The sequence below is a fragment of the Kibdelosporangium philippinense genome, assembly GCF_021390435.2.
GTDB lineage: Bacteria > Actinomycetota > Actinomycetes > Mycobacteriales > Pseudonocardiaceae > Kibdelosporangium > Kibdelosporangium philippinense.
Genome location: NZ_JAJVCN010000001.1, coordinates 1,413,678 through 1,440,669 on the forward strand (window position 1 = coordinate 1,413,678; position 26,992 = coordinate 1,440,669).

The window sequence follows — 26,992 nt, forward strand, 5'->3', positions numbered from 1 at the left end:
TGGTTCGGGCTGGTCGGGAGACTTTGGTCGTCAGGCACGGCTTGCGCCGTCGTGCGATGCCCAGACCGGAGGGGGAGAACGTGACCCACGAGGGGTTCAAGGGAGCAGGACCGGCAGTCGAGCAGACGATGCTGACCCGCTTTCCCGTCGACCGTCCACGACCGACAGCACCTGCCGGAGCCACGGCGACGCACCGGTTCACACTCGACAGCGCGCTCACATCAGGCCTGCGGCAATTGGCGGAATCTCACGGCGGCACGCTGTTCGGCGCGCTGGTCGCTGTCAGCCGGGTGCTGTCCGCTGTGTACGCGGGTGAGGACGAGGTTACCGCGACCGTCAGCAGCAGGTCTACAAAGGACGCGAGAGCTGTTCAGGTCCACAGTGGACAGGCATTCGACGGCCTTCTCAACCAAGTCTCCGGCGAGCTTCCCGGTGAATTCGCCGTCGCCGACATCGTCCTTCGGTTCGCTGAACTTGGTGGCGGGGTTGCTGTTTCCGTCGACTATGACCCCGACATCCTCGACGCGGCCACCATCGAGCGGCTCGCTGACGCGTTCCACAGCCTGGTCGAAGGCGTAGTCGACATCCCGGACCGGCCCTTGTACGACCTTCAGCTGATGCCCAACGACCAGCTGTACCGCATGGTCGGCGACTGGAACGACACCACGCGCGAATTCCCCGCGCACGCCAGCCTCATCGACATCTTCACCGACCAGGTCCGGCTCACCCCGGACAAGCCAGCCCTCCTTTTCGGCGACGAGCAGCTGACCTTCGCCGAGCTGAACGAGCGCGCCAACCAGCTCGCCCACCGTCTGATCGCCGAGGGCGTCACGACTGAGTCGCGGGTCGGGTTGCTGCTGGACCGTTCGGTGCTCGCGGTTGTGTCCATGCTGGCTGTCCTCAAGGCAGGCGGTGTCTACGTCCCGCTGCATGCCGCGTACCCCGAGGATCGCGTACGTCTCGTGCTTGCCGACGTCGGCGCCGAGGTGCTGCTGACCGACCAGGTGATGGCGGCCAAGGCTGCCGCGGCCGATGCCCTTGTGCTCAAAGTGGACGAGGCAGCCACGACCGCGGAGCAACCGTCACACGATCCCGAGCAGTTGCCGGATGCCCAACAGCTCGCGTACATCATGTTCACGTCGGGTTCTACTGGCGTCCCGAAGGGCGTCGCGATCACCCACACCGACGTGGCTTCGATGGCCTGGGACGACCGATGGCGCCACGCGGCACACCGTCGCATCGTGTTCCACTCCCCGCACGCGTTTGACGCCTCGACCTACGAGGTGTGGGTGCCGTTGCTGACCGGCGGCGAGATGGTCATCGCGATGGAGGAACCGACGCCCGCGCTCGTGCGCGAGCTGATCACTAAGCACGGCGTGACGGCCGTGTTCCTCACATCCGCGCTGCTGCGCCTGTTTGCTGAAGAGGCGCCCGATTGCTTCAAGGGCGCGGCCACGGTCATCACCGGCGGCGAGGCGCCCTCGGCGGAGGCGCTAGAGCGCGTGATGGTGCACTGCCCTGGCACAGTGGTCATCAACGCTTACGGACCGACCGAAGCAACGACATATGCGTCCTTCCATGAGCTCAACCTCGACGAGGTGCGTGAGCGGGTGGTCCCGCTTGGCGGACCGCTGGACAACACCCGCTTGTACGTGCTCGACGCGTGGCTGCGCCCCGTTCCGGTTGGCGCGCCCGGTGAGTTGTACATCGCGGGTGACGGTTTGGCGCGCGGCTACTTCGGCCGGGCGTCACTGACGGCCGAACGGTTCGTGGCTGATCCCTTCGGCGTGGGGGAGAGGTTGTACCGCACGGGCGACATCGTCCGGTGGCGTGCCGACGGCACGATGGACTACCTGCGCCGGATCGACAACCAGGTCAAGATCCGTGGCCTGCGGATTGAGATCGGCGAGGTCGAGGCCGCGCTCAACGACCTCGATGGCGTGACCGACGCTGTGGTCATCGTGCACGAAACGCGTGGTGCCAAGCATTTGGTCGGCTACGTCGTGTCGGAACACGCCGATGTGGACACGTGGCGCGAAACGCTGGCCGAGCGGCTGCCGAGCTACCAGGTGCCGTCCTGGCTGATCCCGATGACCGCGTTCCCGCTGTCCAACAGCGGCAAGATCGACCGAGGCAAGCTGCCTGCGCCCCAGGTCGATGAGCTGTCCACAGTGGAGCATGTGGAGCCGGGGACCGACCTTGAGCGGATGCTGGCCAAGGTCTGGGCCGAGGTGTTCGGTGTCGACAAGGTCGGCGTGACCGAGAACTTCCTTGCCGTCGGCGGCGACTCCATCCTGGCCATCAAACTCGTGTCACGGGCACGGTCCCACGGCATCCGGCTGACCAGCAAAGACCTGTTCATCACGCCGACCATCGCCGAACTGGCCGAGGTCGCGACCCTGGCGGACGGCGAGCCCGTACTGAAAGACCGTCCGCTCGTCGACCTCACCGCTGCGGAAACCGAGCGCCTTGGGGCGGTCGAGGACGTGTACCCGCTGACCCCAATGCAAAGCGGGATGCTGTTCGACGCGTTGATGACCGGCGACACCGGTCTGCATCTGATCCAGTTCGACCTGGTGCTTGACCACGTCACCGAACCGGACCTGCTCGCGAAGGCCTGGCAGCGGACGGCCGACCGGCTCCCGATCCTGCGTACGGCGGTGATCTGGGCTGACGTCAACGATCCCGTGCAAGTGGTACGCCCAAAGGCCACGTTGCCCATCACCCAGCACGACTGGCGAGAGCTGCCGGAAGCCGAGTGGCAGGAACGCCTGCACGCCATGCACGCGGCAGACCGCGCAGCCGGGGTTGACCTAGCAACCGCGCCGCTGGCCAGGGTCGCCATCATCCGTCTTACTGACACGAGCGTCCATGTCCTGTGGTCGATGCACCACATCGTGATGGACGGTTGGAGCGGCGCCGAACTGCTCACCGAGGTGGCCGCGGATTACGCGCGGCTGCGCGACGGTGACGGGCCGGAACCTCAGCCGCGTATGCCGTTCCGTGACTACCTGCGTTGGCTTGGTCAGCAAGACGAAACAGCTTTGGAGAAGTACTGGCACGGCGCACTCGCCGATTTCACCACGCCAACCCGGTTGCCTTACGACCGTCCAGCCGCGCCCGACTACCGGCCGCGCGCCACCGACATGGTGGAAGTGAACATCGCCCCCGCGCTGTCCGCGCAGCTTGCGGACGTGGCCAAGCGCGCGAAGCTGACACCGAGCACGCTCGTGCAAGGCGCGTGGGCGTTGTTGCTGTCGCGCTACAGCGGAAGCCGCGACGTTTGCTTCGGCGGCACGGTGTCCGGCCGGACTCCGGAGCTGGCTGGCGTCGACTCCATCATCGGCATGCTCGTGAACACGCTGCCCATCCGCGTGCGTGTGGATGGCGCGCAGGACCTGGTGTCCTGGCTGTCCGAGCTGCAGACCGAACAGGCCCGAGCCCGGGACTTCGAAGCTGTTTCCCTTACGCAGGCCCAATCCTGGAGTGGACTGTCCGCAGGGGACAACCTGTTCGACAGCATCATCGTGTTCGAGAACTTCCCGTTCGACGAGCGCGCTTTCACCAAGCACGGCCTGGAACTGAGCCACTTCGACACGGAAACCGGCTCGGGCGCGGCGCTCGGCGTCGTCGTGCTGCCTGGCGACCGGCTGACCATGCGGCTGCACTACGACCCCGCGCTGCTCGAAGCGGACAGCGTGCGCCGGATGGCCGACTACCTGCGCACACTGCTGGAAGCGTTCGCCAGCAACCCCGGGCTGACGGTCGACGGGCTTCCTGCCCTTTCGCCTGCGGAAAAACACCTGGTCGTGGACGACTGGACCGATACGGCCGTCGACTATTCCATCGAGCACCGCGTGCACGAGATGGTCGAGAAGCAGGTGCGGCTGCGCCCGGACGCGGTCGCGGTGGAACTCGACGACCAGCGGCTGACGTACGCGGAGTTGGACACTCGGGCCAACCAGTTGGCGCACTACCTGATCGACCGGGGTGTGCGCAGCGAAGTGTTGGTGGGCATCGCGATCGAACGCAGCCTGGACCTGTTCGTCGCCATCCTCGGGATTCTCAAGGCGGGCGGCGGATACGTGCCGCTCGACCCGGACTACCCGGCCGACCGCCTGGCCGTCACGCTGGACGAGACGCGGCCGCCGATCGTGCTCGCGCACGAGGACGGTGTCGGCAAATTCCCCAGGACTGACGCGGATCTGGTGTTCATGGACCGGGATTGGCCCGTCATCGCCAAGTACCCGGACACCGACCCCGAGGCGCCGGGCAGCCCACGTGACCTCGCCTACGTCGTCTATACGTCGGGTTCGACCGGCAAGCCCAAGGGTGTGGCGGTCGAACACCGGTCGCTCTACAACACCGTGACCGCGGTGGTCGAGCCATACGGCCTTACGCCAAGCAGCCGGGTGTTCCAGCTGTGCTCGATGAGCTTCGACACCGGTGTGCAGGACCTGTTTACGACCTGGGCCGCGGGCGGCACGATGGTGGTGTCGCCCCCGGACGTCGCGCGCAACGGCGCCTACTTGGTCGAGCACATGCTTGCGGGCGAGGTGACCACGGCGTCTATCCCGATCACCGTGCTGGCATCGCTGGACGTGGACTCCTTGCCAGGCATGGACACCGTGCGAGTCGGTGGCGACGTGGTCAAGCCCGAGGTGGCCGAGGCGTGGGCACGCAGCCACCGCGTGATCAACAACTATGGGCCGACCGAGGCTGGCGTAACGGTGAGCCTGTTCGAGGTCGAGCAGGGCGCGGGTTACCGCAGCGTGCCTCTCGGTAAGCCGCTGGCCAACACCCGGGTCTACCTGCTGGACGACCGTCTGACCCCGGTGCCGATCGGGGTCCCTGGCGAACTGTACGTCGGCGGCGTTGGCATCGCGCGGGGTTACGTGGCCAACCAGGTCAGGACCGCCGAGCGGTTCGTTGCCGATCCGTTCGGCCCGCCTGGGTCGCGGCTGTACCGGACCGGTGACGTGGTGCGATGGCGCGCGGACGGCACGCTGGACTTCGTTGGTCGCACGGACGACCAGGTCAAGATCCGCGGGTTCCGGGTGGAGCCAGGCGAGATCGAGAGTGTGTTGCTGCGCAACGAGAAGGTGTCCGAGGCCGCGGTGTCGGTGTGGCCGGATGACAAGGGCAACAAGCGACTCGCCGCGTATGTCGTTGGCAGGCAGGCGTTGACCGTGGACGAGTTGCGCAGCCATCTCGCCGATTCGCTGCCGGACTACATGATCCCGGCCGCGATCATCGTGCTGGAGCGGATGCCGTTGAACCACAACGGAAAGCTCGACCGCTCGGCGCTGCCGTCGCCGACCCGCCAGGATGGCGCGGACGCCGAGTACGTCGCCCCGAGGGATCCGACCGAGGAGGCGTTGGTCCGGATCTGGGCGGAAGTGCTTGGCATCGAACGGATCGGCGTCGAGGACGACTTCGTCACGATCGGCGGCGACTCCATCAACAGCCTCCGCATCGTCGCCAGGATGCGGACCGCGTTCGGCGTCGAGGTCACCCCGAGGGACCTCTTCGACGCCTCGACGATCGCCGCACTGGCCACGACCATCCGCGACCGGATCCTGGCCATGGTCATGCAGCTGGCCGCCGCCCAGTCCTGAGCGCGTCTACTCAAGGGGGAAGAGAACAGCATGGACTTGCCACTCGCCGCGGAGCTGCCCGACCACTTGCGCGAGCTGCTCATGCGACAGCTCGCCGGTGCGGCGGAACCCGCGCCCGGTGACCGCTCGATCCCTGTGGCGTCACGGGATGGCGCGCTGCCGTTGTCGGTGAGCCAGCAGGGGCTGTGGTTCCTGACCGAATTGGACCCAGGCAGCGTCGAATACAACGCGCCGCGGGTGCTGCGGTTGAGTGGTGAGTTGGACGTCGAAGCGCTGCGCGCGGCCCTCGACGGCGTGGTTGCGCGGCACGAGGCGTTGCGTACCACCATTGGCGAGGTCGAGGGCCGTGGCGTGCAGGTGGTGCACGAGCCTGGTCGCGTGCCGGTCGAGATCGTTGACCTGTCTGACTTATCGGAGCCTTCCGCGGAACTTGACCGTTGCCTGAAGCGCGAGGCGGCCACTCCGTTTGACCTGCGGCGCGGTCCGTTGCTCCGGGTGACGTTGGTGCGTCTCGCGGCAGACGAGCATGTACTGCTGCTTGGCTTGCATCACATCATCGGTGACGGCTGGTCCATCAGCATCTTGGTCAACGAGCTCAACGCCAGTTATGCGGCCCGGGTGAGCAATGAGCCCGTCGAGCTGCCGGATTTGCCGATTCAGTTCGCGGATTTCGCCGTCTGGCAACAGGAGCGGCTAGCCGGGCCGGAGGTGGCTGGGCAGGTTGACTACTGGCGGCGGCAGTTGGCCGGATTGTCCCCTGTGGAGCTTCCGACGGATCGCCCGCGGCCGCCGGTGCGCGGTTCCAAGGGCGCGGTGTACGAGATCGCGGTGCCCGCGCAGCTGACTCAGCGGCTGACGGAACTGGCCGCACGTAACAACTCTACGCTGTTCATGACTTTGGTGGCGGCGAGTCAGTTGTTGTTCTCGCGGTACTCCGGGCAGCACGACATCGCGGTGGCCTCGGTGACCGCTGGCCGTAGCCGGGTCGAGCTGGAAAACGTGATCGGCTACTTCAGCAACACTGTCGTCCTGCGGTCCACAGTGGATGAATCACGGTCCTTCAACGACTTCCTCGGCGACGTCCGGTCCACTGTGCTCGACGCGTTCGCCAACGACGAGGTTCCGTTCCAGCGACTGGTCGACACCCTGCGGCCGGAGCGCGACCCGAGCAGGCCGCCGTTGGCTCAGGTGATGGTCACCCTGCAGAACGCACCGGAAGGCAAGGCCGAACTGCCTGGCCTGCGGGTCACGGACGTCGAGCCGCCGATGCACGTGGCCAAGCTGGACGTGTCCTTCGACTTCTTCGAGGCTGACGGCGCGCTCACCGGGATCGTCGAATACAGCACCGAACTGTTCGACCAGGCGACGATCGAGCGGATGACCGGACACCTGCTGACCCTGCTCGACAACGTCGCCGCGCAGCCAGACGAGCCCATGCAGGCCCTGTCCATGCTCACCGAACCCGAACTGCACCAGCTGCGCACGGCGTGGAACGGTCCCGTGGTCGAGTACGGAGCCTCCCAGTGCGTGCACGAGTTGTTCGACGCGCAGGTCGCACTCACTCCAAACGCGGTTGCGGTGAGTTGCGCGGGCGAGGAATTGTCCTTTGCTGGGCTCGCGGCGCGTTCCAACCAGCTGGCACGGCACCTGATGAGCATGGGCGTTGGCCCAGGCACGCTCGTTGGCGTGTGTGTCGAGCGCGGCGTTGACGCGATGGTCGCGTTGCTCGGTGTGCTGAAAGCGGGGGCGGCGTTCGTGCCGCTCGACCCGGACTACCCCGCGCAGCGGCTCAGCATGATGCTGGAGGACGCTGCCGCACCGGTTGTGATCACCCAAACCTCCGTGCTCGACCGTGTCTATGGACATGACGGCGCCGTGGTGTGCCTCGACCGGGACCGTCCAGTGCTCGACGCGCTGCCCGACGGTCCGCCGGAGTCCGGTGTCACCGTGGACGACCTCGTCTACGTGATCTACACGTCGGGTACGACCGGCAAGCCCAAGGGCGTGCTGATCAACCACCGCAACATCCACCACATCCTGCGCGCCTGGAACGCCCAGTACGGCCTGGACGAGATCCGCGGCCGCGCGGTGTGCGTGGCCAGCTTCGGCGTCGACCTGTTCTTCGGCGACTTCCTCTTCTCGGCGCTGTTCGGCGGCGAAATGGTCGTGTGCCCGGCGGAAGTGGTGACCGACCCGCCCGCGCTGGTCGACCTGATCGCCGAGGTCCAGCCCCAGATCCTGGCCACAACACCATCGCTGGCCAGGGCGATCACCGCCGAACTGGCCTGGCGCAACAGCACCGCCCTGCACTCACTGCGACTGCTTTCCCTTGGCGCAGAAGGCTGGCTGGCGGGCGACTGTGCCGACATGCTCGAGCACTGCGGCCCCGACACGCTCGTGGTCAACGCGTACGGCGCGACCGAGACGACGGTCGACTCGACGGTGTTCGCGCTGCGCGGTGACCCCGTCGAGCCGTCGCCGATTGTTCCGATCGGCAAGCCAATGGTGAACACCACCGTGTACGTCGTGGACTCGCAGCGCCGCCCGGTGCCGATTGGTGTGGCTGGCGAGCTGTACATCGGCGGCGACGGTATCGCGCAGGGCTACTGGCAGCGGCCCGAGCTGACCACCGAACGGTTCCCGCACGACGTTCTCGGGCCCGGTACCGGACGGTTCTACCGCACTGGTGACGTGGTCCGCTGGCGTAACGACGGCAACTTGGAGTACCTGGGCCGCGCGGATGACCAGGTCAAGATCCGTGGTTTCCGGGTGGAGCTCGGCGAGGTGGAGACCGCGTTGACGCGCCACCCCGACGTGGCAGCCGCGGCGGCGACCACGCGCAAGGGCGAAGGCGGCCACACCCGACTGGTCGGTTACGTCGTGCCCGCGGGCACGCGGACGCCGGATTTGGCTGAGCTGCGGGCATTCCTGGCAGGCAATCTTCCTGCCCAGGCGGTGCCTTCGGCGATCGTGGCCCTCGATGCGTTGCCGATGACCCCGAACGGAACATTGGACCGGCGCGCGCTGCCCGAGGTGGTGGACGAGCCCGAGGCCGACCTGTCGCGCCGCCTGCCACCGCGTAACCCGGTCGAGGCCGCGCTCGTCGACGTCTGGGCCAAGGTTCTTGGCGTTGAGCCCGACCGGATCGGCGTCGAGGACAACTTCTTCAACCTCGGTGGCGACTCGATCCTGAGCCTGCAGGTGGTGTCGCTGGCCAGGCGGTCGAACCTGCGGCTGACCACCAAGCAGATGTTCCTGCGGCAGACCATCGCCGAGCTGGCCGGCGAGGTCACTGTGCTGGCCGCGACCGGTGCCGAGCAGGGCCCGGTGACCGGCCCGATGCCGCTGACACCCGTGCAGCACTGGTACTTCGAGGAATTCCCTGACACGCCAGGGCATTTCAACCAGTCCCTGTTCCTTGAGCTGGACAGTTCGGTCGATGCTGGTGCCTTGCGTACCGCCTTCGCCGCGGTGCACGACCACCACGACGCCCTGCGCATCCGGGCTGAGCGGGTCGGCGGGACGTGGCGACAGCACAACGCGGCCCCTGAGGACAGGACCGTGTTCGAGATGGTCAATCTGTCCTCTTTGAACCCTGCTGCGCAGGATGAGGCCATGCGTGCCGCGATTACCTCGGCGCAGACAGGTTTTGACGTACGCACGGGTCCTTTGTTCACCGGTGTGCTGTTCAACCTCGGCGACCGGGCACCTCGGTTGTTCGTCGCCGCACACCACTACGTCGTGGACGCGGTGTCGTGGCGCGTCATCCTCGCCGACCTGGAAACCGCGCACTCGCAGGTGGTGAGCGGGCAGAAAGTGGACCTGGGCGCGAAGTCCACGTCGTTCAAGGACTGGGCACACCGCCTCAACGGCCTGGTTGCCGAAGGCGGGTTCGATGCCGAGTTGGAGTACTGGACCCAGGTTGAGCGGGCCACTGTGGACGCTCCCACGCTGCCGGTGGACCACTTAGGACACAACACGGTTGGCTCAGCCCGCACGCTGACGCGGCGGCTGAACGCCGACCGCACCGATGCGTTGCTGCGCAAAGTTCCTGAGGCGTACCGGACACAGGTGAACGACGTGCTGCTCAGCGCCCTTGCCCGGGTGCTGCGCGATTGGACCGGCGGCAACGTGCCGGTCGAGCTTGAGGGGCACGGGCGCGAGGATCTGTTCGGTGACGTCGACCTCTCGCGAACCGTTGGCTGGTTCACCACGGTGTTCCCGATTGCGCTGGAGTTGCCCGCCAGCGAGGACTGGGGCGACACGTTGAAGGCGGTCAAGGAACAGCTGCGTGCTGTGCCTTCCCGCGGTCTTGGCTACGGCGCCCTGCGGTACCTCGGCGAGCCAGGCTCGTTGGGCCAGGGGCGTCAGTGCCAGGTCGGGTTCAACTACCACGGTCGCTTCGACGCAGGCAGCGATACTGGGCTTGTTCGCGGGTGGTGCGCCAATCCGGTGCCTGACCGGAGTGCTGATCAGGCCCGGCAGTTGCTGATTGATGTCACCGGAATGGTCCGTGACGGCGAGCTGGAGTTCGGTTGGGAGTACTCGCCGGACATCCTCCGCGAGGAGACGGTCGCGCGGCTGGCCGATGCTTTCCTTGCGGCGCTTGAGCAGATCGTCGAGCACTGCGCGCTGCCTGGTTCCGGTGGCTGCACTCCGTCGGACTTCCCGCTGGCTGGCCTCAATCAGGCGGGCGTTGACCGCATCGCGGGTGACGGACGGTCCATTGAGGACATCTACCCGCTCACGCCGATGCAGAGCGGCATGCTGTTCCACTCGCTCGACAGTGATGGTGGCGACGTCTACCTCACGCACTTCGCCGCGACTCTGGACGGCGTGGACGATCCGGCTCGGTTGGCGGCCGCGTTCCAGCGTGTGGTCGACCGCACGCCGATCCTGCGTACGGCCATTGCCGGGTGGGATGTGGACATTCCGTTCCAGGTCGTCCACCGCGATGTCCAGCTTCCCGTCACGCACCTCGACCTGTCCGGTGCGGACAGTGCGGCCGAGTTGCAGTCGCTGTGGGAAAGCCTGCCCTCGCTGGAGCTCGACCTGGCCGAGGCGCCGCTGATGCGGCTGACCATCGCCCGGCTGTCGGCGACGAGTGTCCGGGTTTTCTGGTCCTCCCATCACTTGCTCCTGGACGGGTGGAGCTTCGCCGACGTCCTGGCGCAGGTCTTCGAGGAGCACGCCGGGTCCGCGGCGCCAAACCCGCGTCGCCCGTACCGGGACTACGTGCAATGGCTCGCGGAACAGGACGGTGCCGCCGCGGAGGCGTACTGGCGCCGCACGATGGCGGGCTTCACGGCGGCTACGCCGTTGCCGTTCGACCGTGCACCGCTGACTGCGCACGGATCGCGGTCCTCTCGTGACGTAAACCTGGCGTTGTCGGCCGAGAGCTCGCGTCGGCTCTACGAGTTCGCCAAGAACGCGCGGCTGACGGTGAACACCGTCGTTCAGGGCGCGTGGGCGCTGTTGCTCGCGCGGCACAGTGGCGAGCGTGACGTGTGCTTCGGCGCGACTGTCTCTGGCCGTCCCGGCGAACTCGCGGGTGCTGACGAGATCGTCGGGCTGTTCATCAACACGCTGCCTGTGCGCGCGACCGTGGACGGCAGCCAGGACCTCGTGTCGTGGCTGCGGCGCATGCAAGACGAGCAGGTCGAGGCCCGTCAGTTCGAGCACGTGTCGCTCGCGCAGGTGCGTAGCTGGAGCGAGGTGCCTCGCGAGTCGGGCGTCTTTGACAGCCTTGTCATCTTCGAGTCGTTCCCGTACGACCGCGACGCTGCCTCACGGTACGGGCTCGTGGTGCGTGACAGCACGGGCGCGGAGGAGACCAACTACGCGCTGACGCTCACCGCGTTCACGACCGACGAGTTGCACCTTCGTCTCGGCTACGACCCGCGCTTGTTCGACGCGGACACCGTGCAGCGCATCGCCGAACGCCTTGCGACCGTGCTCGACGCCTTCGCCGATCATGCCGAGGCCCCACTAGTTCGGCTGCCCGCGCTGCCCTCCGCGGAGCGGGATCTCCTGTTGCGCCAGTGGAACGCGACCTCTCGGGAGACCGGACAGGCCACCACGATCGAGCTGTTCGAACGGCAGGTTGCTGCCAGTCCGGACGGCATCGCGCTGGTGTGCGGGGACGCCCGGTTGAGCTACGCCGAGCTGGATGCCCGCGCGAACCGGCTCGCGCATCACTTGGTATCGCTGGGAATCAGGCCCGAGCAGATGGTCGCACTGGCCATCCAGCGGACGCCCGAACTGCTGGTCGCCATGCTCGCGGTGATGAAAACGGGCGCGATCTACCTGCCACTCGACCTGGACCACCCAAGCGAACGCCTTGCGTACATGGTGGAAGACGCAGCCCCGGTCCTGGCGCTGACCAGCGGCGAGGCCGTCCTTGAGGGCACGCCGTGCCTGTCGCTCACCGACCCCGGCTTGGTCGCCACTATGGCGGGCCACCAGGCGACCAAGCCGGACCTGACCATGCCACCTCGTCTGGACAACGCGGCTTACTCGCTCTACACGTCCGGCTCCACCGGTAAGCCGAAGGGTGTGGTGGTCACCCGTGGCAACCTGACCAACTTCGTGCTGGACATGAAGGACCGGACCGGGATGACCCCGGCGGACCGGCTGCTTGCCGTGACGACCATCGGCTTCGACATCGCGCACCTTGAGTTGTTCGTGCCGCTGATCAGCGGTGCGACCGTGGTACTGGCGCAGAAGGAACTGGTCCTCGACCCCCAGGAGCTGCGCCGGATCGTGCGCGACGAGGGCGTGACGGTCGTGCAGGCGACGCCGAGCTTGTGGCGTGGCGTGGCCGATGCCGCCCCTGATGTGCTCGCTCGGATCCGTGTGCTCGTCGGCGGTGAGGCGTTGCCGACTGAACTGGCCGAGGCGCTGACAACGGGGTCGCCGTCGGTGACAAACGTTTACGGCCCAACGGAAACCACAATCTGGTCCACTGCGGCTGAGCTGGTGCGTGGCGCGGGTGCGCCGCCGATTGGCAAGCCGATCGCCAACACCCGGGTGTACGTGCTCGATGCTGGTCTTTCATTGGTTCCGCCTGGTGTTCCGGGGGAGCTCTACATCGCTGGTGAAGGTGTGGCGCGGGGTTACGCGAATCGGCCCGACCTGACCGCCGGCCGGTTCGTCGCCGATCCGTTCGGGCCTGCGGGCGAGCGGATGTATCGCACCGGTGACGTGGTCCGGTGGAGCGCTGACGGGGTACTGGAGTTCATTGGCCGGGTCGACGACCAGGTCAAGATCAGGGGCTTCCGGATCGAGCTCGGCGAGATCGAGACCGTGCTGGACAGCCATGATGCGGTGGGCTCGGCTGTGGTGGTGGCGCGCGAGGACCGGCCGGGCGACAAGCAGCTGGTGGCGTACTACGTGCCCGCCGGGGACGTACAGCCCTCGGAGCTCAAGGCGCACCTGCGGGAGTTCCTGCCGTCGTACATGGTGCCCGCGTTCTTCGTGGCGATGGACGTGTTCCCGTTGACGCCAAGTGGAAAGGTCAACCGGCGCGCGCTGCCCGCCCCTGGTGTGGTGGTCGACGCTGACAAGCCGCGCGTCGCGCCGCGTGACGAGACCGAGGCCGCGCTCGCCGAGATCTGGGCGGACGTGCTCGGTCACCCGGTCTCCGTTATCGACGTGACCGGCGACTTCTTCGAGCTGGGCGGCAACTCGGTGCTCAGCGTGCAGGTCGTGTTCCGGGCGCGACGCGCTGGGTGGCGCATCGTGCCGAAGGACCTGTTCTCGTATCCGACCATCGAACGCTTGGCTACGGTCGCCGTACGGGCTGGTGAACCCACGGTCGCTCCGTCGCCCGTGGAGGTGGCCGTCGCTGCGCCGGTTGTCGAGCACGTTGTGGCTCCGGCAGTTAGCCATTCGTTTCTGGCCGCGCGGCTCGCTTCGTTGGCGCAGGCGCATCGAGTGCCGGGCGCGCAGCTTGCCGTACGCCACCGGGGGCAGCTGATCGTTGTCGAGACAGGGGAGCGGGCAGCAGGACTGCCAGTTACCACGGACACTGCGTTCCCCATAGCCTCGCTCACCAAGCCCGTGACCGCGCTGCTCGTACAGTTGCTCGCGGCAGAGGGGCGACTCGACCTCGATGCTCCTATTGGCGCGTATCTGCCCGAGCTGTCTGCTGTGAGTCCGGTTGGTCGTGTGACTCCGCGACAGATCCTGAGTCACACGAGCGGGCTCATCGCCGCGATCGATGAGCGTGTGCCGAGCGCATCTCGGCGCGAGTGGGTTGAGCGGCACTGTGACTCGACGGCCGTGGCTTACGAGCCGGGCACGGTGTTCTCGTACTCCGACGTTGGTTACGTGCTTGCGGGCCGTCTCGTGGAGGTGCTGACCGGCAAGGACTGGCGGACCGTCGTGGAGTCGATGGTGCTGGCGCCGCTCGGGATCTCAGGTGCGCGTCAGGTCGCACAAGGGCATGTGGTGGGAGACCGACTGATTCCCGTGCCTGAACAGTCATTCACTCCGATCGACGACCCCGCTGCCGGGTTGGTGGCCAGCGCGGCTGACCTCGTGCGCCTGGCCGCGTCCGGGATGTTCCGCGACGAGACCGGCGACATCGCCATCGGGCCGTTCGGCCTCGCGGACGGCTGGGGGCTTGGTTGGGCTGTGTACGGCGGCAAATGGAACGGGCATGACGGCAGTGGCGACGGTACGTGGTCGCACCTGCGTTTCGACCCTGTCACCGGTACGGCGGTCGCGCTCAACACGAACGCGAGCACTGGGCTTGAGTTGTGGGAGGACCTGCTTGCCGAGCTTGGCGCGGCTGGCCTTTCCGTGGCCAACCATTCGACGCGAGTCCTGGCTGATCCGGGCTTGTCAGTCGATGGTCCGGCCGAGTGCGTGGGCCGGTACGTCAATGGGGATTGGGACTGTGTGGTTGAACCTGGGCTTACGCTTTCGCTTTTGTCGGGGCCGCCTTCCGCGCTGACCTGCTATTCGGACCTGCGGTTCACCACCTCGGGCGGTGGGGTGCCGCGCACCGGCCGGTTCATCCGTGACCCGGAGACGGGCCGCGTTGAGCTGCTGCAGCTTGCCGGGCGGCTGCTTCGGCGGTCCGTATGACTGTCGAGGCCCGTTCCGCGGTGCCGTTGTCGCGCAACCGGAACTACAACGTGCTGTGGGGCAGTCAGCTGGTGTCCGAATTGGTCGGCCAGCTGAGCCTCATCGCGTTCCCTTTGATGGTGCTGGCGGCGACGCGTTCGTCACTCCAGATGGGGGCCGTCACCGCCGTCATCGCTGCGGCCACCATGGCGGCCAATGTTCCTGCGGGCGTGCTTGTGGACCGCTACGACCGTAAACTGATCATGCTCGTGTGCCAGTGCGTTCGTACGGTCGCTATGGCCATCCTTGCTGTATCCTTGTTCACCGGGAACTTCTCTTTGCCTCTCGTGCTTGTGGTCGCGGTGGCGGAGGGGCTGATGGGCGCGGCCTTCGATCCGGCTGAGCATGCCGCCCTGCCACAGGTCGTACCCGACTCGCAGCTGTCGGACGCGGTGGCGCGTAACACGGTTCGCCGCTATATCGCCACTTTGATCGGCCCGGCGAGTGCGGGGTTTCTGTTCGCTGTGTCGCCGATGGCTCCTTTCGCCGTGGCCGTCGTTCTCCTTGCGTTGTCCTGCTTGGTGCTGTGCTTCCTTCGTCTTCCTGCGCGTGTCGCGGAGCCTCAGAATTCGGGCGCCGCGCTTGTTGATGGGTTCCGGTGGGTGTTGGGGCACAAGGTGATCAGGCCGACGGTCGTCTGGCTGATGTGCTGTGAGCTGTTCATTTCAGCTCTGTTGATCATCGTGCTGGCCGCGTCCGGTGAAGAGGACATGGCTCCCGGCGAGCTAGGCGTGATCATGATTGGCTTCGGTGTCGGTGGGCTTCTTGGTGCTGCTGTCGCGGGCCGCCTGCACGCCCTTCTGCCCGCGCCCGCGGTCATCGTTGGGTTTCCTTGGGTCGGTGCGGCGTTGACGCTGGTTATGGCCTTCGTGCCGACTGGTGTGTGGACTGGCGTCGTGCTCGGCGGGATCGCGTTCTGCATCCCCACCGCTTTCACGACCGTCATGACCTACCAGCTCACCGTCGCTCCGGATGCGTTGCGCGGCAGGCTAAGTGGGGTTGTCGGCCTTTTCGCCGGTGGTGCCGGTGCGATCGGGCCTTTGGTCGGGGGGTTGCTGATGACGGACGGAGATAGCCAGGGCAGCCTGCTGATCTGGTGTGCTTGTCTGGCTTTGGTCGCTGTGGGCTCCACTCTTAGTCGTACCCTTCGCCGGTTTCCCACGCTGAGTTAGTTGCGGTTTCTTTTCCTTCCGTGGTTGCTGTGGCTTTGTTCCGGTCCCGGCGTTTCGGTGGTCGCTGCGGCTCGATTTGGACATGGGAACCCCGCGCCAGGCGCGTAAGCACGGTGTGGCCGCGCCGCTGCCGGTCGGCGGACTGTCCACGGTGGCCTTCATTCAGGCCCGCGACGGTCCGTGAGGGGAAGATTCGGCGCGTTCAACGCCGTCAAGGTGACCTTCACGGCACTCGATCTTGTCATAGGCGTGGCGTGTGTGATAGGTGTGACTGGTGAGGCGACCTGTCGTCCACAATGGACGCTCAACTGGGTGACACGCGTGGCAAGTGGGACTCATGTGACTGTCAATCGTCCATTGTGGACATAAAATGTCACCGACAGTCGGCCCTGCGCCGCGTGCGACCAGCTGGAATGCTTAAGTCAGTGGCATTGCCGCGCGGGGTTCCCATGTCCAAATCGAGCCGCGGTGACCACCGAAACGCTGGAACAGGAACATAGCCACAGCAACCAGGCTGGAACCGGAACGTAGCCACGGCAACCACGGAAAGAAAAGGGGCGGTGTCCTCAGAAAGAGGAACACCGCCCCAAGCGACACGCGCAATCCGCAAACCAGCGAAGCTTACTCGCTCCAGCAACCCTTCTCGCTCTTGGCAGTAACAACCTCAGACGTATACGGACAAGAGAACCCAATCCACCGAAGCTTCGTCCACATCTGAGCCCAAGGCTCCCGAGGCCCGCTGCACACCAGAAACTCAGCACCCCGGTCGGCAACAGGCAGATCGTTCACGTACGTCCCCCGAGGCTCACACCGAGCGAACAGCGCTCCAAAAGTCTCCCGATTCACGCCAACCGCGATAACTACGGTCTTGTCATCAGTGGGCACACCAAAGTCCGCAAAGGAGTTATGTCCACTATAGACCCGAGGAAGCCCGTTCTCCGGACCATAGCGATCCAGTGCACCCGCTGTGCCGTAATGGTTAGCGTAGATGACGGCCCGAGCGCGTTCCTCAGGAGAAAGCGGCACGGCGGCAACCTGCTGCGCGAGCTGAGGCCAGCCGGACTGGTCGTGCTGGAAGACGCCCAGCTGCTCAAGCACCGGGTTCGAGCCATAAACGGTAATCGGCAGGACCGGCAGCATCAACACAGCAGACAGCAGCACGTTGCCCACAAGCGCCACACCGGCCAGCGAGCGCTTGACGGTCGTCCGAGCCCACTGAGCCACCACAACCGAGCCCGCGGCCAAGAGCACGACCTGCAAACCCCCGGGATACTCGGGCTTCCCGCCAATAGCGATCAGCAGCACGACCATGAACAGGTACGCGAAACCGATCGACCGGTACTCACGCCACTCCGCGCGACGCAGCAAAGCCACGAGCCCAGCGATCCACACGGGAGCCAGGAACAGACCGATCATCAGCAGCTGGAACGGCAAGAACGCGACCCGCGAGTCGGACCCCAGGGCCGTAGACAACGCCTCGCTCATCTCCACCGCGGGCCAACCGTGCGTGACCTGCCAGACGACAGCCGGAGCCGCGATCAAAGCGGCAAGCGCAGCACCGATCCACAAGTGACGGCTGCGCAGAACATCCCGTGGCCCCAACGCAAGCACGCCCACAAGCACAGACAAAAGCAGCAGCACAATGAGGTTCTTGGCAAGCAAACCCACGCCAGTGACCACGCCTATAGCCAGCCACAGCCTCGCATCGCGTGTACGCAACAAGCGGATTACCAACCACCCCAGCGTGACCCAAGCCACGAGGTCAGGAATGTTGGTCGTCAGCACGTGCCCCGCGTTAAGCGTCACGACCGTCGACCCCGTCGCGGCAGCGGCAAACACCTGAGCCCCGCCGCGACCACCAAGTTCGCGCGCAATGAGCCCCGCGACCCACACAACCACACCGGCCAACAACGCCGGGACCACCCTGAACGCCGTCAGCGTGTCCCTTAGCAAAGTTGTCTGTATCCAGGCGATCAATGACACCAACGGGGGCTGGTCGACTAACCCCCATGCCAAGTGCTGCCCGGACACCCGGTTGTACAGCTCGTCGACGTGGTAGCCGTACCGTCCTGACAGGGCCAGGAGCAGTGCGGTCACTCCTGCGGAGACGGCGAGCAGTGGCCAGCGGTTCAGCACGGGAGCCGCTGTTCGTTCGTCCTTGGACGCTAACGGAGGACTTTCCAGCTTGGTCGCCACGTGTCTACTCTTTCCGTCAGTGGGTTCGGCCTTTCGGTGCCAGCGGATTGTCTCCACTGCTTCGGCCACAGGCGACCATGTTGAATTACAGGGAAAGCTGCCCGGATAACAGCGTCACGATTGCCTGACGGCTGCGCTTCTGATCGCGCAGTTTCACCCGTCGGTCAAAAACATGGCTGTGCGCTGACGGTTCGGCGAAGCTGAAGCCGCCAGATTATCGGCAGCCAAGGAGCCCGGATGAACAGCGACGTTGTGCTGGCTGACGGTGGCTACCTTCGCGGTGAACCTGCTGCGTGCCTTCCCCAGGGCCGCAGTAGGACTGTTTGCCTCCGACACCCCCAGTCGGCTCGGCCACGTGCACTGGCCAGCCGAGCCGGAGGCAAACAGTCCGCACCGAACTTCTCTGCCATCAATCCACCACCTGAGCGGCAGCGATTCCTGGGCGGATTCCGGCGGTAATTCCGGAAAACGTGCATACCCATCACGCGGTCACGAGAGAAATCGCCGGCCGGTGGAACGGAAGGACGTTTGTGTGAAAAGGCTTGTCATCGAACCAAACGAGCGCAGGCAGATCGAGTGGCTGGTCGACGACGTGCTCGACGAGTACGGCCAGTGGGACGCGGTCCAGTTCGCCTCGCACGCCAAGGCCGTGGCCGAGTCGCTGCCCATCCGGGTTCGCCAGTTCTTCCGGCGCAGCCAGACGGCCGAGACCGATCTGATGGTGCTGTCGGGCCTGCCGCTGAGCCCCGAGCTTGAGCCGACGCCGACCGGCTGGGACATGGCCGAGAAGATCGGCGCCGGTACGCGCGAAGAGATCGTTCTCTCGCTGATCGCCGCTGGGCTCGGTGAGCCATTCGCTTGGGGCGACCAGCAAAACGGCCGCATTGTGCACGACGTCTGCCCGGCGCCCGGTATGGAGCGCTCGGAGACCAGCCAGAGCAGCACGGCCCCGCTGTCGCTGCACACCGAGGACGCCTTCCACCCGTGCCGGTGCGACTATGTGGCACTGTTCTGCCTGCGTAACCCGGACAAGGTCGGCACCACGGTGGTGCGCGCGGACAACCTCAACCTGCCGGAGAAGCTGGCCGAGATCCTGTCGGAGAAGCGGTTCTACCACCGCCCCGACCAGTCGCACATCGGGCCGCACGGCCACGACACCGACGCGGTGGACGTCGACGCGATCCTGTTCGGACCGCCCGAGTCGCGCTACCTGCGGATCGACTTCGACGACACCACCGCCGCGGACGAGAACGACCAGGAAGCCCTTGACGCCATCGCCGAGCTGTACAAGTACAGTGTCGCCGCGTTGGAAAGGGTCGTCCTTGAGCCTGGCGACGCGATTTTCGTTGACAATTACCGTGTTGTGCACGGCCGTGAGCCGTTCGAGCCGCGGTACGACGGAAACGACCGCTGGTTGAAGCGTGTCAACGTGCTCCGTGACATTCGCCGGATGTTCATGCTGACCGGCGAGCGGTCCCGCATCGTCGCGTGATCTCGATGTCTGCCTTCCGGCTGGCGGGTGCAGACCTCTGACCGCCCAGTTTCACCCGTCAGTCAAAGGCATAGCTGTGTGCTGGCTCGTTGGAGAGCCTCTACCTGGCACGTTTTCCGTAGTGGACTAATAAGGGGCCCGCATGATTAACAACGTGGTCATTGTCGGTGGTGGTACGTCGGGCTGGATGGCGGCGTCCTACCTCAAGGCGTCATTCGGCGACCGGGTGGGGGTCACCCTGGTCGAATCCAAGAACGTGCCATCGATCGGCGTCGGTGAAGCCACCTTCAGCACCATCCGGCACTTCTTCAACTACATCGGCCTCGAAGAGCGCGAGTGGATGCCGGAGTGCAACGCCACGTACAAGCTGGCCGTCCGCTTCGAGAACTGGCGCGAGCCGGGACACGTGTTCTACCACCCGTTCGAGCGCAACCGCGTCGTGGACGGTTTCGCGCTCACCGACTGGTGGCTGCAGAAGCAGCCGACCGAGCGCTTCGACCTTGACTCGTTCCTGATCGCATCGATGTGTGACGCGCAGAGCTCGCCGCGCTACAAGGATGGTTCGCTGTTCGACAGCACGTTCGAGCGCGGCGAGGAGCACCGCACCACGCTGACCGAGCAGAACACCCAGTTCCCGTACGCGTACCACTTCGACGCGGCGCTGCTGGCGAAGGTCCTGACGCGCTGGGGCGTTGAGCGCGGCGTGCGGCACGTTCTCGACGACGTTGTGGACGTCGTGCTGGACGAACAGGGCGCGATCAGCCACGTCGTCACCCGCGAGCAGGGTGACGTGCACGGCGACCTTTTCATTGACTGCACGGGTTTCCGCAGTGTCCTGGTGAACAAGGCACTCAAGGAGCCGTTCATCTCCTTCCAGAACCACCTGCCCAACGACAGCGCGGTCGCGCTGCGCGTGCCGTTGGACATGGCCGAGCATGGCCTTCGCCCGGCCACCACGGCGAACGCGCAGGACGCTGGCTGGATCTGGACGATCCCGCTGTTCGAGCGCCTCGGCACCGGCTACGTGTATGCCAGCGAGTACGCCACCCCGGAAGAGGCCGAGCGCACGCTGCGCGACTTCGTCGGCCCGGCCGCGGAGGACGCCACCGCCAACCACATCAAGATGCGCATCGGCCGCAGCGAGCGCGCGTGGGTCAAGAACTGTGTCGCGATCGGACTGTCCAACGGGTTCGTCGAGCCGCTGGAGTCCACCGGCATCTTCATCATCCAGAACGGCATCGAGCAGCTGGTCAAGAACTTCCCTGTCGGCAAGGAAGAAATCGACCACGAGCTGCGCAACGCCTACAACCGGCAGGCCGCGAACGTGATGGACGGCCTGCGCGAGTTCATGGTGCTGCACTGGTACGCCTCCGGCCGTACCGACAACCAGTACTGGAAGGACACGAAGACCCGCGAGATCCCGGACGGCTTGGCCGAGCGGCTCGAGCAGTGGAAGGTCAAGCTGCCCGACAACGACTCGATCTTCCCGCACTACCACGGTTTCGAGTCCTACTCCTACCGTGCGATCATCCTCGGCCTCGGCGGCCTGCCGGTGCAGCCGCTGCCCGTGCTCAGCCAGCTTGACGGCACCGCTGCGGACCGGGAGTTCCAGTTGGTGGCCGAGCAGGTCTCCGCGTTGGTCGAGAAGCTGCCAAGCCAGTACGAGTACTTCGCCCACCTGCACGGACTTTCGCCAGCGAAGCGCAAGGCGGGCGCTGGGCAATGAGCCTCGCCGAGTTCGCGGCCAGGACCGGGCATGTGGCGCTCGCGCTGATGGCCGTGCTCCTGGTCGCGTTCATCGGCCGCACGATGGCTCGCCTGGTGAGGCAGCCGACCGTGATCGCGGAGATCGCTCTCGGGCTCGCGATCGGCCCGATCCTGCTTTCCCTTGGGGGTGAGCAGACTCTGCACACAGTGCTGCCCGCGGAGACGATCAGCTGGCTGCGTTTCGTCGGGCACGTTGGGCTCGTGCTGTTCCTGATCGGGGTCGCGCACGAACTCCGGCGCACGACGGCTTCGGCCCGCGGCCGTCTGATCGGTTGGACTACCGCGGGTTCCTTGGTGATCCCGCTTCTGGCGGGCTGTGGGTTCGCGGTTGCCGTGATGGCAGATCCGGAGTTACGCGGCACCGCGCCCGCAGTGGCGCTCGTACTGTTGCTCGCGGTCTCGTTGGCGGTGACCGCGGTGCCTGTACTTGCGCGCATTCTTGAAGAACAGGAGCTGTTCGACACGCACGTCGGCAGGCTCTCGATGACCGCGGCGATGATTATTGACGTCGTCGCTTGGTTGTTGCTCGCTCTCGCGATCGGGCTCGCCGCGGGTGGAACCGGTGGCGTGCCAAGGATTGCCGCGGTGTTCGCCGCCGGGTTGCTGTTGATGTTCTGCCTCGCGCGGTTGCTGCGTTCCGCTGCTGTCACCGCGTTCCGGGATCGCTTTGGTCGTACCACGGCAGTCCTGGTCGGGGTGGTCGCACTCGCCAGTTCCTGGGTGTTTCAGGAACAAGGGGTGACCGAGATCTTCGGCGCCTTGCTCGTCGGGCTCGCGATTCCGCGTGATGGTTGGCACGGCGTCGTGCGTATGGTGACTGAAGTTGGGCGCCCGTTGGTGCCGGTGTTCTTCGTGGTCACCGGAATCACCGTGTTCGCAACGCAATTCGGTGCGACGCCGTGGTTTGCGATCGGTCTCGCCACTGTACTTGGTGTGGTCGGCAAGGTTGGTGGCGGCTATCTCGGGGCCAGACTCGGCGGTGCGCCCGCGTCCGACGCGATTCGTGTCGGGGTGCTGGTCAACACGCGAGGCTTGACTGAACTTGTCGTGCTCCAAGCGGGTTACAGCGCCGGAATCCTCACCGCGCCGGTGTTTCTCGCGCTGGTGATCATGGCTCTGGTGACCACCGCGATGACCGGGCCGGTCTACACGTTGCTTGAACGAAGTGCGGTGCGCCGCCCGAAAGTGGCGGCCCTGGCAGTGGAAGGCGGTAGGTGACCGTGACGGACTCCATCGTGGACAGTGGTCGCACCGCGACAGCGGTCGCTCCCGCGCAGTTCCGTTCGCTGATGTCCACATTCCCAAGCGGAGTGACCATTGTGTCCACATTGGACATCGGTGGGCAGCCGTGGGGGATGACGTGCTCCTCGGTGTGCAGCGTCGCGGTCGAACCGGCGACGTTGCTCGTCTGCCTGCGTGAGGGAAGTCCAACGCTGGCAGCGATGTTACGCAGCTCCACCTTCGCCGTGAACCTGTTGCACGCCCGCGCCAAGGCGTCGGCCGAACTGTTCGCCTCCGGAACCCCTGAGCGGTTCGACATGGTCCGCTGGACGGCCGATCCGCAGGCAGCCGGTCCGCACCTGGTCGACGACGCGCACGCGATCGCCGACTGCCGGATCAGCCGGACGGTCTCCACAGGCGATCACACGGTCGTGTTCGGCGAGGTGTTCCGCGTCGAGCACCCGGCTGAGGGATCCCCGTTGCTCTACGGGCTGCGTGAGTATTCGTCCTGGTCGGTGGCTTGAAGGGTAGGTCGTGAGTGGTTAGCCACGTTAGAACGCGGCTAACCACTCACGACCTAATCAGCCACTTTCGGCCAGGAAGGTCTGGCGTTCCGCCGGAGTCAGCTCCCGGAAAATCCGTTCCCTGGCCAGTTTCCGTAGCCCCGGCACCTGCGCGCACACCCCGCACTGCCATAGCCGCACGGTTCCGTTGCCATCGGCCGTGACGAGCCGTGGCCCCGGGGCGAACGCGATCTGGTTCACGGCCCCGCCAATGCTTCGCAGGATCACCGCGTCGCCCGGCGCATCCGGTCGCCACAGCCGGATCGTGCCGTCTTGGCCGCTGCTGGCCAGCCAATCGCCGTCGGCGCTGAACGAAACACTCCACACCGTGCCGATGTGTCCAGTAAGCGTTCGCGCCTGACCAGAAGCTACATCCCAGAACCGGACCGTGCCGTCGTCGCCCGCGCTGGTGAGATGGGTTCCGTCGGGATTGAACGCGACAGTCCGGACAGCGCCGATGTGCCCGGTGAGGGTCCGCACTCCCTTGGTTGCGAGGTCCCACAATCGAACTATGCCGTCGTCGCCCGCGGCGGCGAGTTGGCTTCCGTCTGGGCTGAAGGCGATGCTGCGGACGGTTCCACTGTGGCCGGTCAGCGGTGTGGCACGACCGGTGATGGGATCCCAGAGCAGGACAGTTCCGTCGTCGCCCGCGCTGGCGAGTTGATGTCCGTCTGGGCTGAAGGCGACGCTGCGAACCGTTCCGGTGTGACCAGTCAGCGGTGTGACACGGCCAGTTGCGGGATCCCAGAGCCGGACCGTGCTGTCGTCGCCCGCGCTGGCCAATTGGCTCCCATCGGGACTGAACGCGACGCTGCGCACGGCTCCGGTGTGCCCGGTCAGAGTCTTGGTCTGGCCGGACGCGGGATCCCAGAGGTGCAGGGTGCCGTCCTCGTTACCCGCGGCCACTTGCTGGCCGTATGCGGCGCTGGTCACCGAGGCGTGGCCGGTTTTCAGCACCTGCGGCGCGCCGAGTCCGGCCGGGTCCCACAGTCGCAGGTAGCCGTCCTGGCCGACGCTGGCCACCTGGTTGCCCTCCGGGCTGAACGCGACGCTCCAGATCTGCCCGGTGTGTCCACTGAGGACCAACGGGTTGATGTTGCCTGGGGCACTCCACACCCGGACCATGCTGTCGCTGCCGCCGCTGGCGAGCGCCTGCCCGTCGGGGCTGAACGCGATGGACTCCACGGTCCCGCCGTTTCCGGTCAGCGTCTGCGGCGGAGCGTCGCCCGTGAGCCGCCAGATCCGGATCATGCTGTCGCTGCCGCCGGTAGCAAGCACCTGACCGTCAGGGCTGAACACGACCGCCTCGACGGTCCCGCCGCTGCCGCCGTTCAACGTCTGCGGCGCGGCGTCGCCACCGAGGCGCCAGATACGGACGATGCCATCGCTGCCACCGCTGGCCATCTGCTGTCCATCGGGAGCGAACGTGACCGACCGTGCCGACCCAGGCTGACGCCGAACCTGCGGGTTGCTGGGATCCGCGAGGTCCCACAAACGAACGGTCCCGTCGTCACCCGCGCTCGCGAGCCGACTGCCGTCCGGATTGAACACGACGGTTCGCACCTGGCCGGTATGGCCACGCAGCAAGTGCACAGGATCGTTGTTACGCCCCAAATCCCACACCGCGACGGTCCCGTCGGAGCCTGCGGCGGCAAGGAAACGACCGTCGGGACTGAACGCCGGACTGCTCGCCGGTCCCGTTAGGCCGGTCAACGTCCGGGGCGAACCCGGCGCGGATGTCCCGTCGGCACGTTGCCACAGCCGCAACGCACCGTCCGTGCCGCTGGTGGCGAGTTGACGGCCGGACTTGCTGAACGCGACACCGAACGTGGGTCCCTGCCCGGTGTGCATGACCGCGCGGACCCGGTTGTCCACGATCGCCTGGCGTAGCGCGGTTGTCGCCTCTTCGGTGGGGGACAGTTGCACGGCCTCGTCGGCGAGCAGCAGTGCCAGTTGGGGATCACGGTCGAGCTGACCAGTGACCGTGGCCGCGAGTTCCCGGGACTGTGCGACGTCCCGCCCGTTGTTGATCTGCACGATCACCAGAAGCGCGACCACAGGAATGACAAGGGCTGCCGCGGTCCGCTTGATGATGGTGATCGGACGGCGTCGGCGGTGCTCGGCCACCTCCGCCGTCTTGACCTGCCTGCTGGCCGACAGGAACTCCCGCTCGAGGTCGTTGAGACGAGCCTGCGGAAAGTCGTCGTAGTTGTCCAGCCGCAGCCCGCGATACAGGAAGCTGGCCTCGCGGTCATGACTGTCCCACTCCGCCGCGGCCTCGGTGAGACTCCGGTGGCGGCGCAACAACTGCCGTTCTTCGACCAGCCAGGAACGCAGGGTTGGCCAGCCACGGATCAACGCCTCGTGCGTGACGGTCATGCTGTCCTCGGCGAGGGCGACCAACCTGGCCTGCGCCAGCCGTTCCAGCACGATCGGCACGGTCTTGTGCTTGCTTTTTGCGAGCAGTTCCTCGTACCCGACGCGCCGCCGCGTGTCCTCGGTGCCCTCGCCGAGCGCGGTCAGCCGGAGGAACAGCTCCTTCGCCAGCTGCTGCTCTTCCTCGGTGAACTCCTGATAGACGTGGTCAGCCGTCTTCGCGATCGCCCCGCGCACCCCGCCGACCTGCCGGTAAGCGGCCAGCGTGAGCACCTGGCCACGGCGTCGCCGCCACGTTTCCAACAATGCGTGCGACACCAGCGGCAGTGCGTCCGGCTGACCAGTCACTTCGGCGACGATCGCCTCGACAAGGGCCGCCTCGACCTTGAATCCCCGGTGCTCAGCGGGTTTGACGATCACCGAACGCAGCTGGTCCTCGGTCATCGCGCCGATCAGCACCTGGTGGTCACGCAGGGCGTCGACCAGCGGTGGGTGCTCGGCGCAGCGGCCGTAGAAGTCGGCGCGAACCCCGAGCACGACCTGCACTCGGTCCTGCGTCTCGGCCGCAGTGAGCAGCGCGTTGATGAACTCGGTCCGCTCCACCGGGTCCGTGCAGTGGGTGAAGATCTCCTCGAACTGGTCGACCACGATGATCAGCCGCTCATCGGGATCCGCCCGGAGCACCCGTTCGATGGCCGGGCCGTCCGTGTCGCCGGCGTCCTGAGGTTCCGGCAGCCGGGCCGCCAGCTCCGTCGTCGGGTGCGCGCCGGGGGAGAACAACACAGTCGTCACCGTGTCGTCGCGATCTTCCAGGGCGGGGATCAGGCCGGCGCGCAGCAGCGACGACTTGCCACTTCCGGACGGGCCGAACACTGCTACGAACGACGAGGTTGCCAGTCGTTCGCATAGTTTCTCGATGAGCGGTTCACGGCCGAAGAACAAGTTCGCGTCAGTTGACTGAAATGCCGTCAGGCCGAGGTACGGCGGTTTGTGTTCTTTGCTGTCGTCGAAATCCGCGGCCAATGCGTCGGCCGCGGCTTGCCAGCGGGCGGACCACACGGCTGGATCGGCGCCACACGCCTTCACATAGGCGAGTGTCACGTCGATCGTCGGCAGTTTTTCACCGCGTGCAGCCGACGCTAACGCTGTCATAGAATAGTGTGAACGTTGGGCCAATTCCCGGTAACTGGGTCGCCCGGCCAATTGGCGAAGTTTCCTCAGCTCCAGTGCGAAGTGCTGCACCGGCCCCGAGGCAGTGTCGATCGCTCGCTCCGGACGCCCCACAGTCTCTCCCTAATCCGTCCGTTCTCCAGGCACGCTACGTGCCGCCCTCTTGCACTGTTGGTGATCGCAACCTCATTGTGACCTAGCATCTCATCCGGGGTTCTTACTCCCTCTGGCCCAGTGGCGGCGTCCGGTTGGGTGAGTTTTGTGCTCACATTGATTGTTCGCGCT

9 protein-coding genes are annotated in these 26,992 nt (G+C 66.1%); 7 read left to right on the forward strand and 2 right to left on the reverse strand.

All coding sequences use genetic code 11. From position 1 onward, the window contains the following. Window positions 1-56: 56 nt before the first annotated feature. From LWC34_RS06475 to LWC34_RS06485, 3 genes are read left to right on the forward strand one after another with little or no spacing between them, the layout of a single operon-like run. Entirely contained in the window at window positions 57-5,618 is a 5,562-nt protein-coding gene (locus LWC34_RS06475) for a non-ribosomal peptide synthetase (protein ID WP_233723632.1), read from the forward strand. A 30-nt stretch (window positions 5,619-5,648) separates the two neighbouring features. Further along, window positions 5,649-14,711 carry a non-ribosomal peptide synthetase gene (locus tag LWC34_RS06480; RefSeq protein WP_233723634.1) on the forward strand — a complete coding sequence of 3,021 codons (9,063 nt, stop codon included), beginning with the start codon at window positions 5,649-5,651 and terminating at the stop codon, window positions 14,709-14,711. Beyond that, a complete protein-coding gene (locus LWC34_RS06485) occupies window positions 14,708-15,922 on the forward strand; it encodes an MFS transporter (protein ID WP_233723636.1) in 1,215 nt (404 codons plus the stop codon). Before LWC34_RS06480 ends, LWC34_RS06485 begins: the two co-directional genes overlap by 4 nt. A 621-nt stretch (window positions 15,923-16,543) precedes the next feature. Here the strand turns inward: LWC34_RS06485 and LWC34_RS06490 are convergent. Continuing rightward, complete coding sequence (locus LWC34_RS06490) at window positions 16,544-18,118, reverse strand: ArnT family glycosyltransferase (protein WP_233723649.1); 1,575 nt, start codon at window positions 18,116-18,118, stop codon at window positions 16,544-16,546. A gap of 532 nt (window positions 18,119-18,650) precedes the next feature. Here LWC34_RS06490 and LWC34_RS57945 point away from each other — a divergent pair. From LWC34_RS57945 to LWC34_RS06510, 4 genes are all read left to right on the forward strand, one after another. Continuing rightward, window positions 18,651-19,610 carry a TauD/TfdA family dioxygenase gene (locus LWC34_RS57945; RefSeq protein ID WP_233723651.1) on the forward strand — a complete coding sequence of 320 codons (960 nt, stop codon included), beginning with the start codon at window positions 18,651-18,653 and terminating at the stop codon, window positions 19,608-19,610. A 142-nt stretch (window positions 19,611-19,752) separates the two neighbouring features. Next, window positions 19,753-21,336: a tryptophan halogenase family protein gene (locus LWC34_RS06500; protein ID WP_233723653.1), complete on the forward strand. Its 1,584-nt coding sequence runs from the start codon at window positions 19,753-19,755 to the stop codon at window positions 21,334-21,336. Next, the gene (locus tag LWC34_RS06505) at window positions 21,333-22,595 is read left to right on the forward strand and encodes a cation:proton antiporter (RefSeq protein WP_233723663.1); all 1,263 of its coding nucleotides are present in this window, start codon (window positions 21,333-21,335) and stop codon (window positions 22,593-22,595) included. The genes LWC34_RS06500 and LWC34_RS06505 overlap by 4 nt, the downstream gene beginning before the upstream one ends. Next, complete coding sequence (locus LWC34_RS06510; RefSeq protein WP_233723665.1) at window positions 22,592-23,122, forward strand: flavin reductase family protein; 531 nt, start codon at window positions 22,592-22,594, stop codon at window positions 23,120-23,122. The genes LWC34_RS06505 and LWC34_RS06510 overlap by 4 nt, the downstream gene beginning before the upstream one ends. Window positions 23,123-23,179: 57 nt before the next feature. Here the strand turns inward: LWC34_RS06510 and LWC34_RS06515 are convergent, their stop codons facing one another. Continuing rightward, window positions 23,180-26,689, reverse strand: coding sequence for an nSTAND1 domain-containing NTPase (locus tag LWC34_RS06515; protein WP_233723667.1), 3,510 nt, complete (start codon window positions 26,687-26,689; stop codon window positions 23,180-23,182). Window positions 26,690-26,992 lie beyond the last annotated feature (303 nt).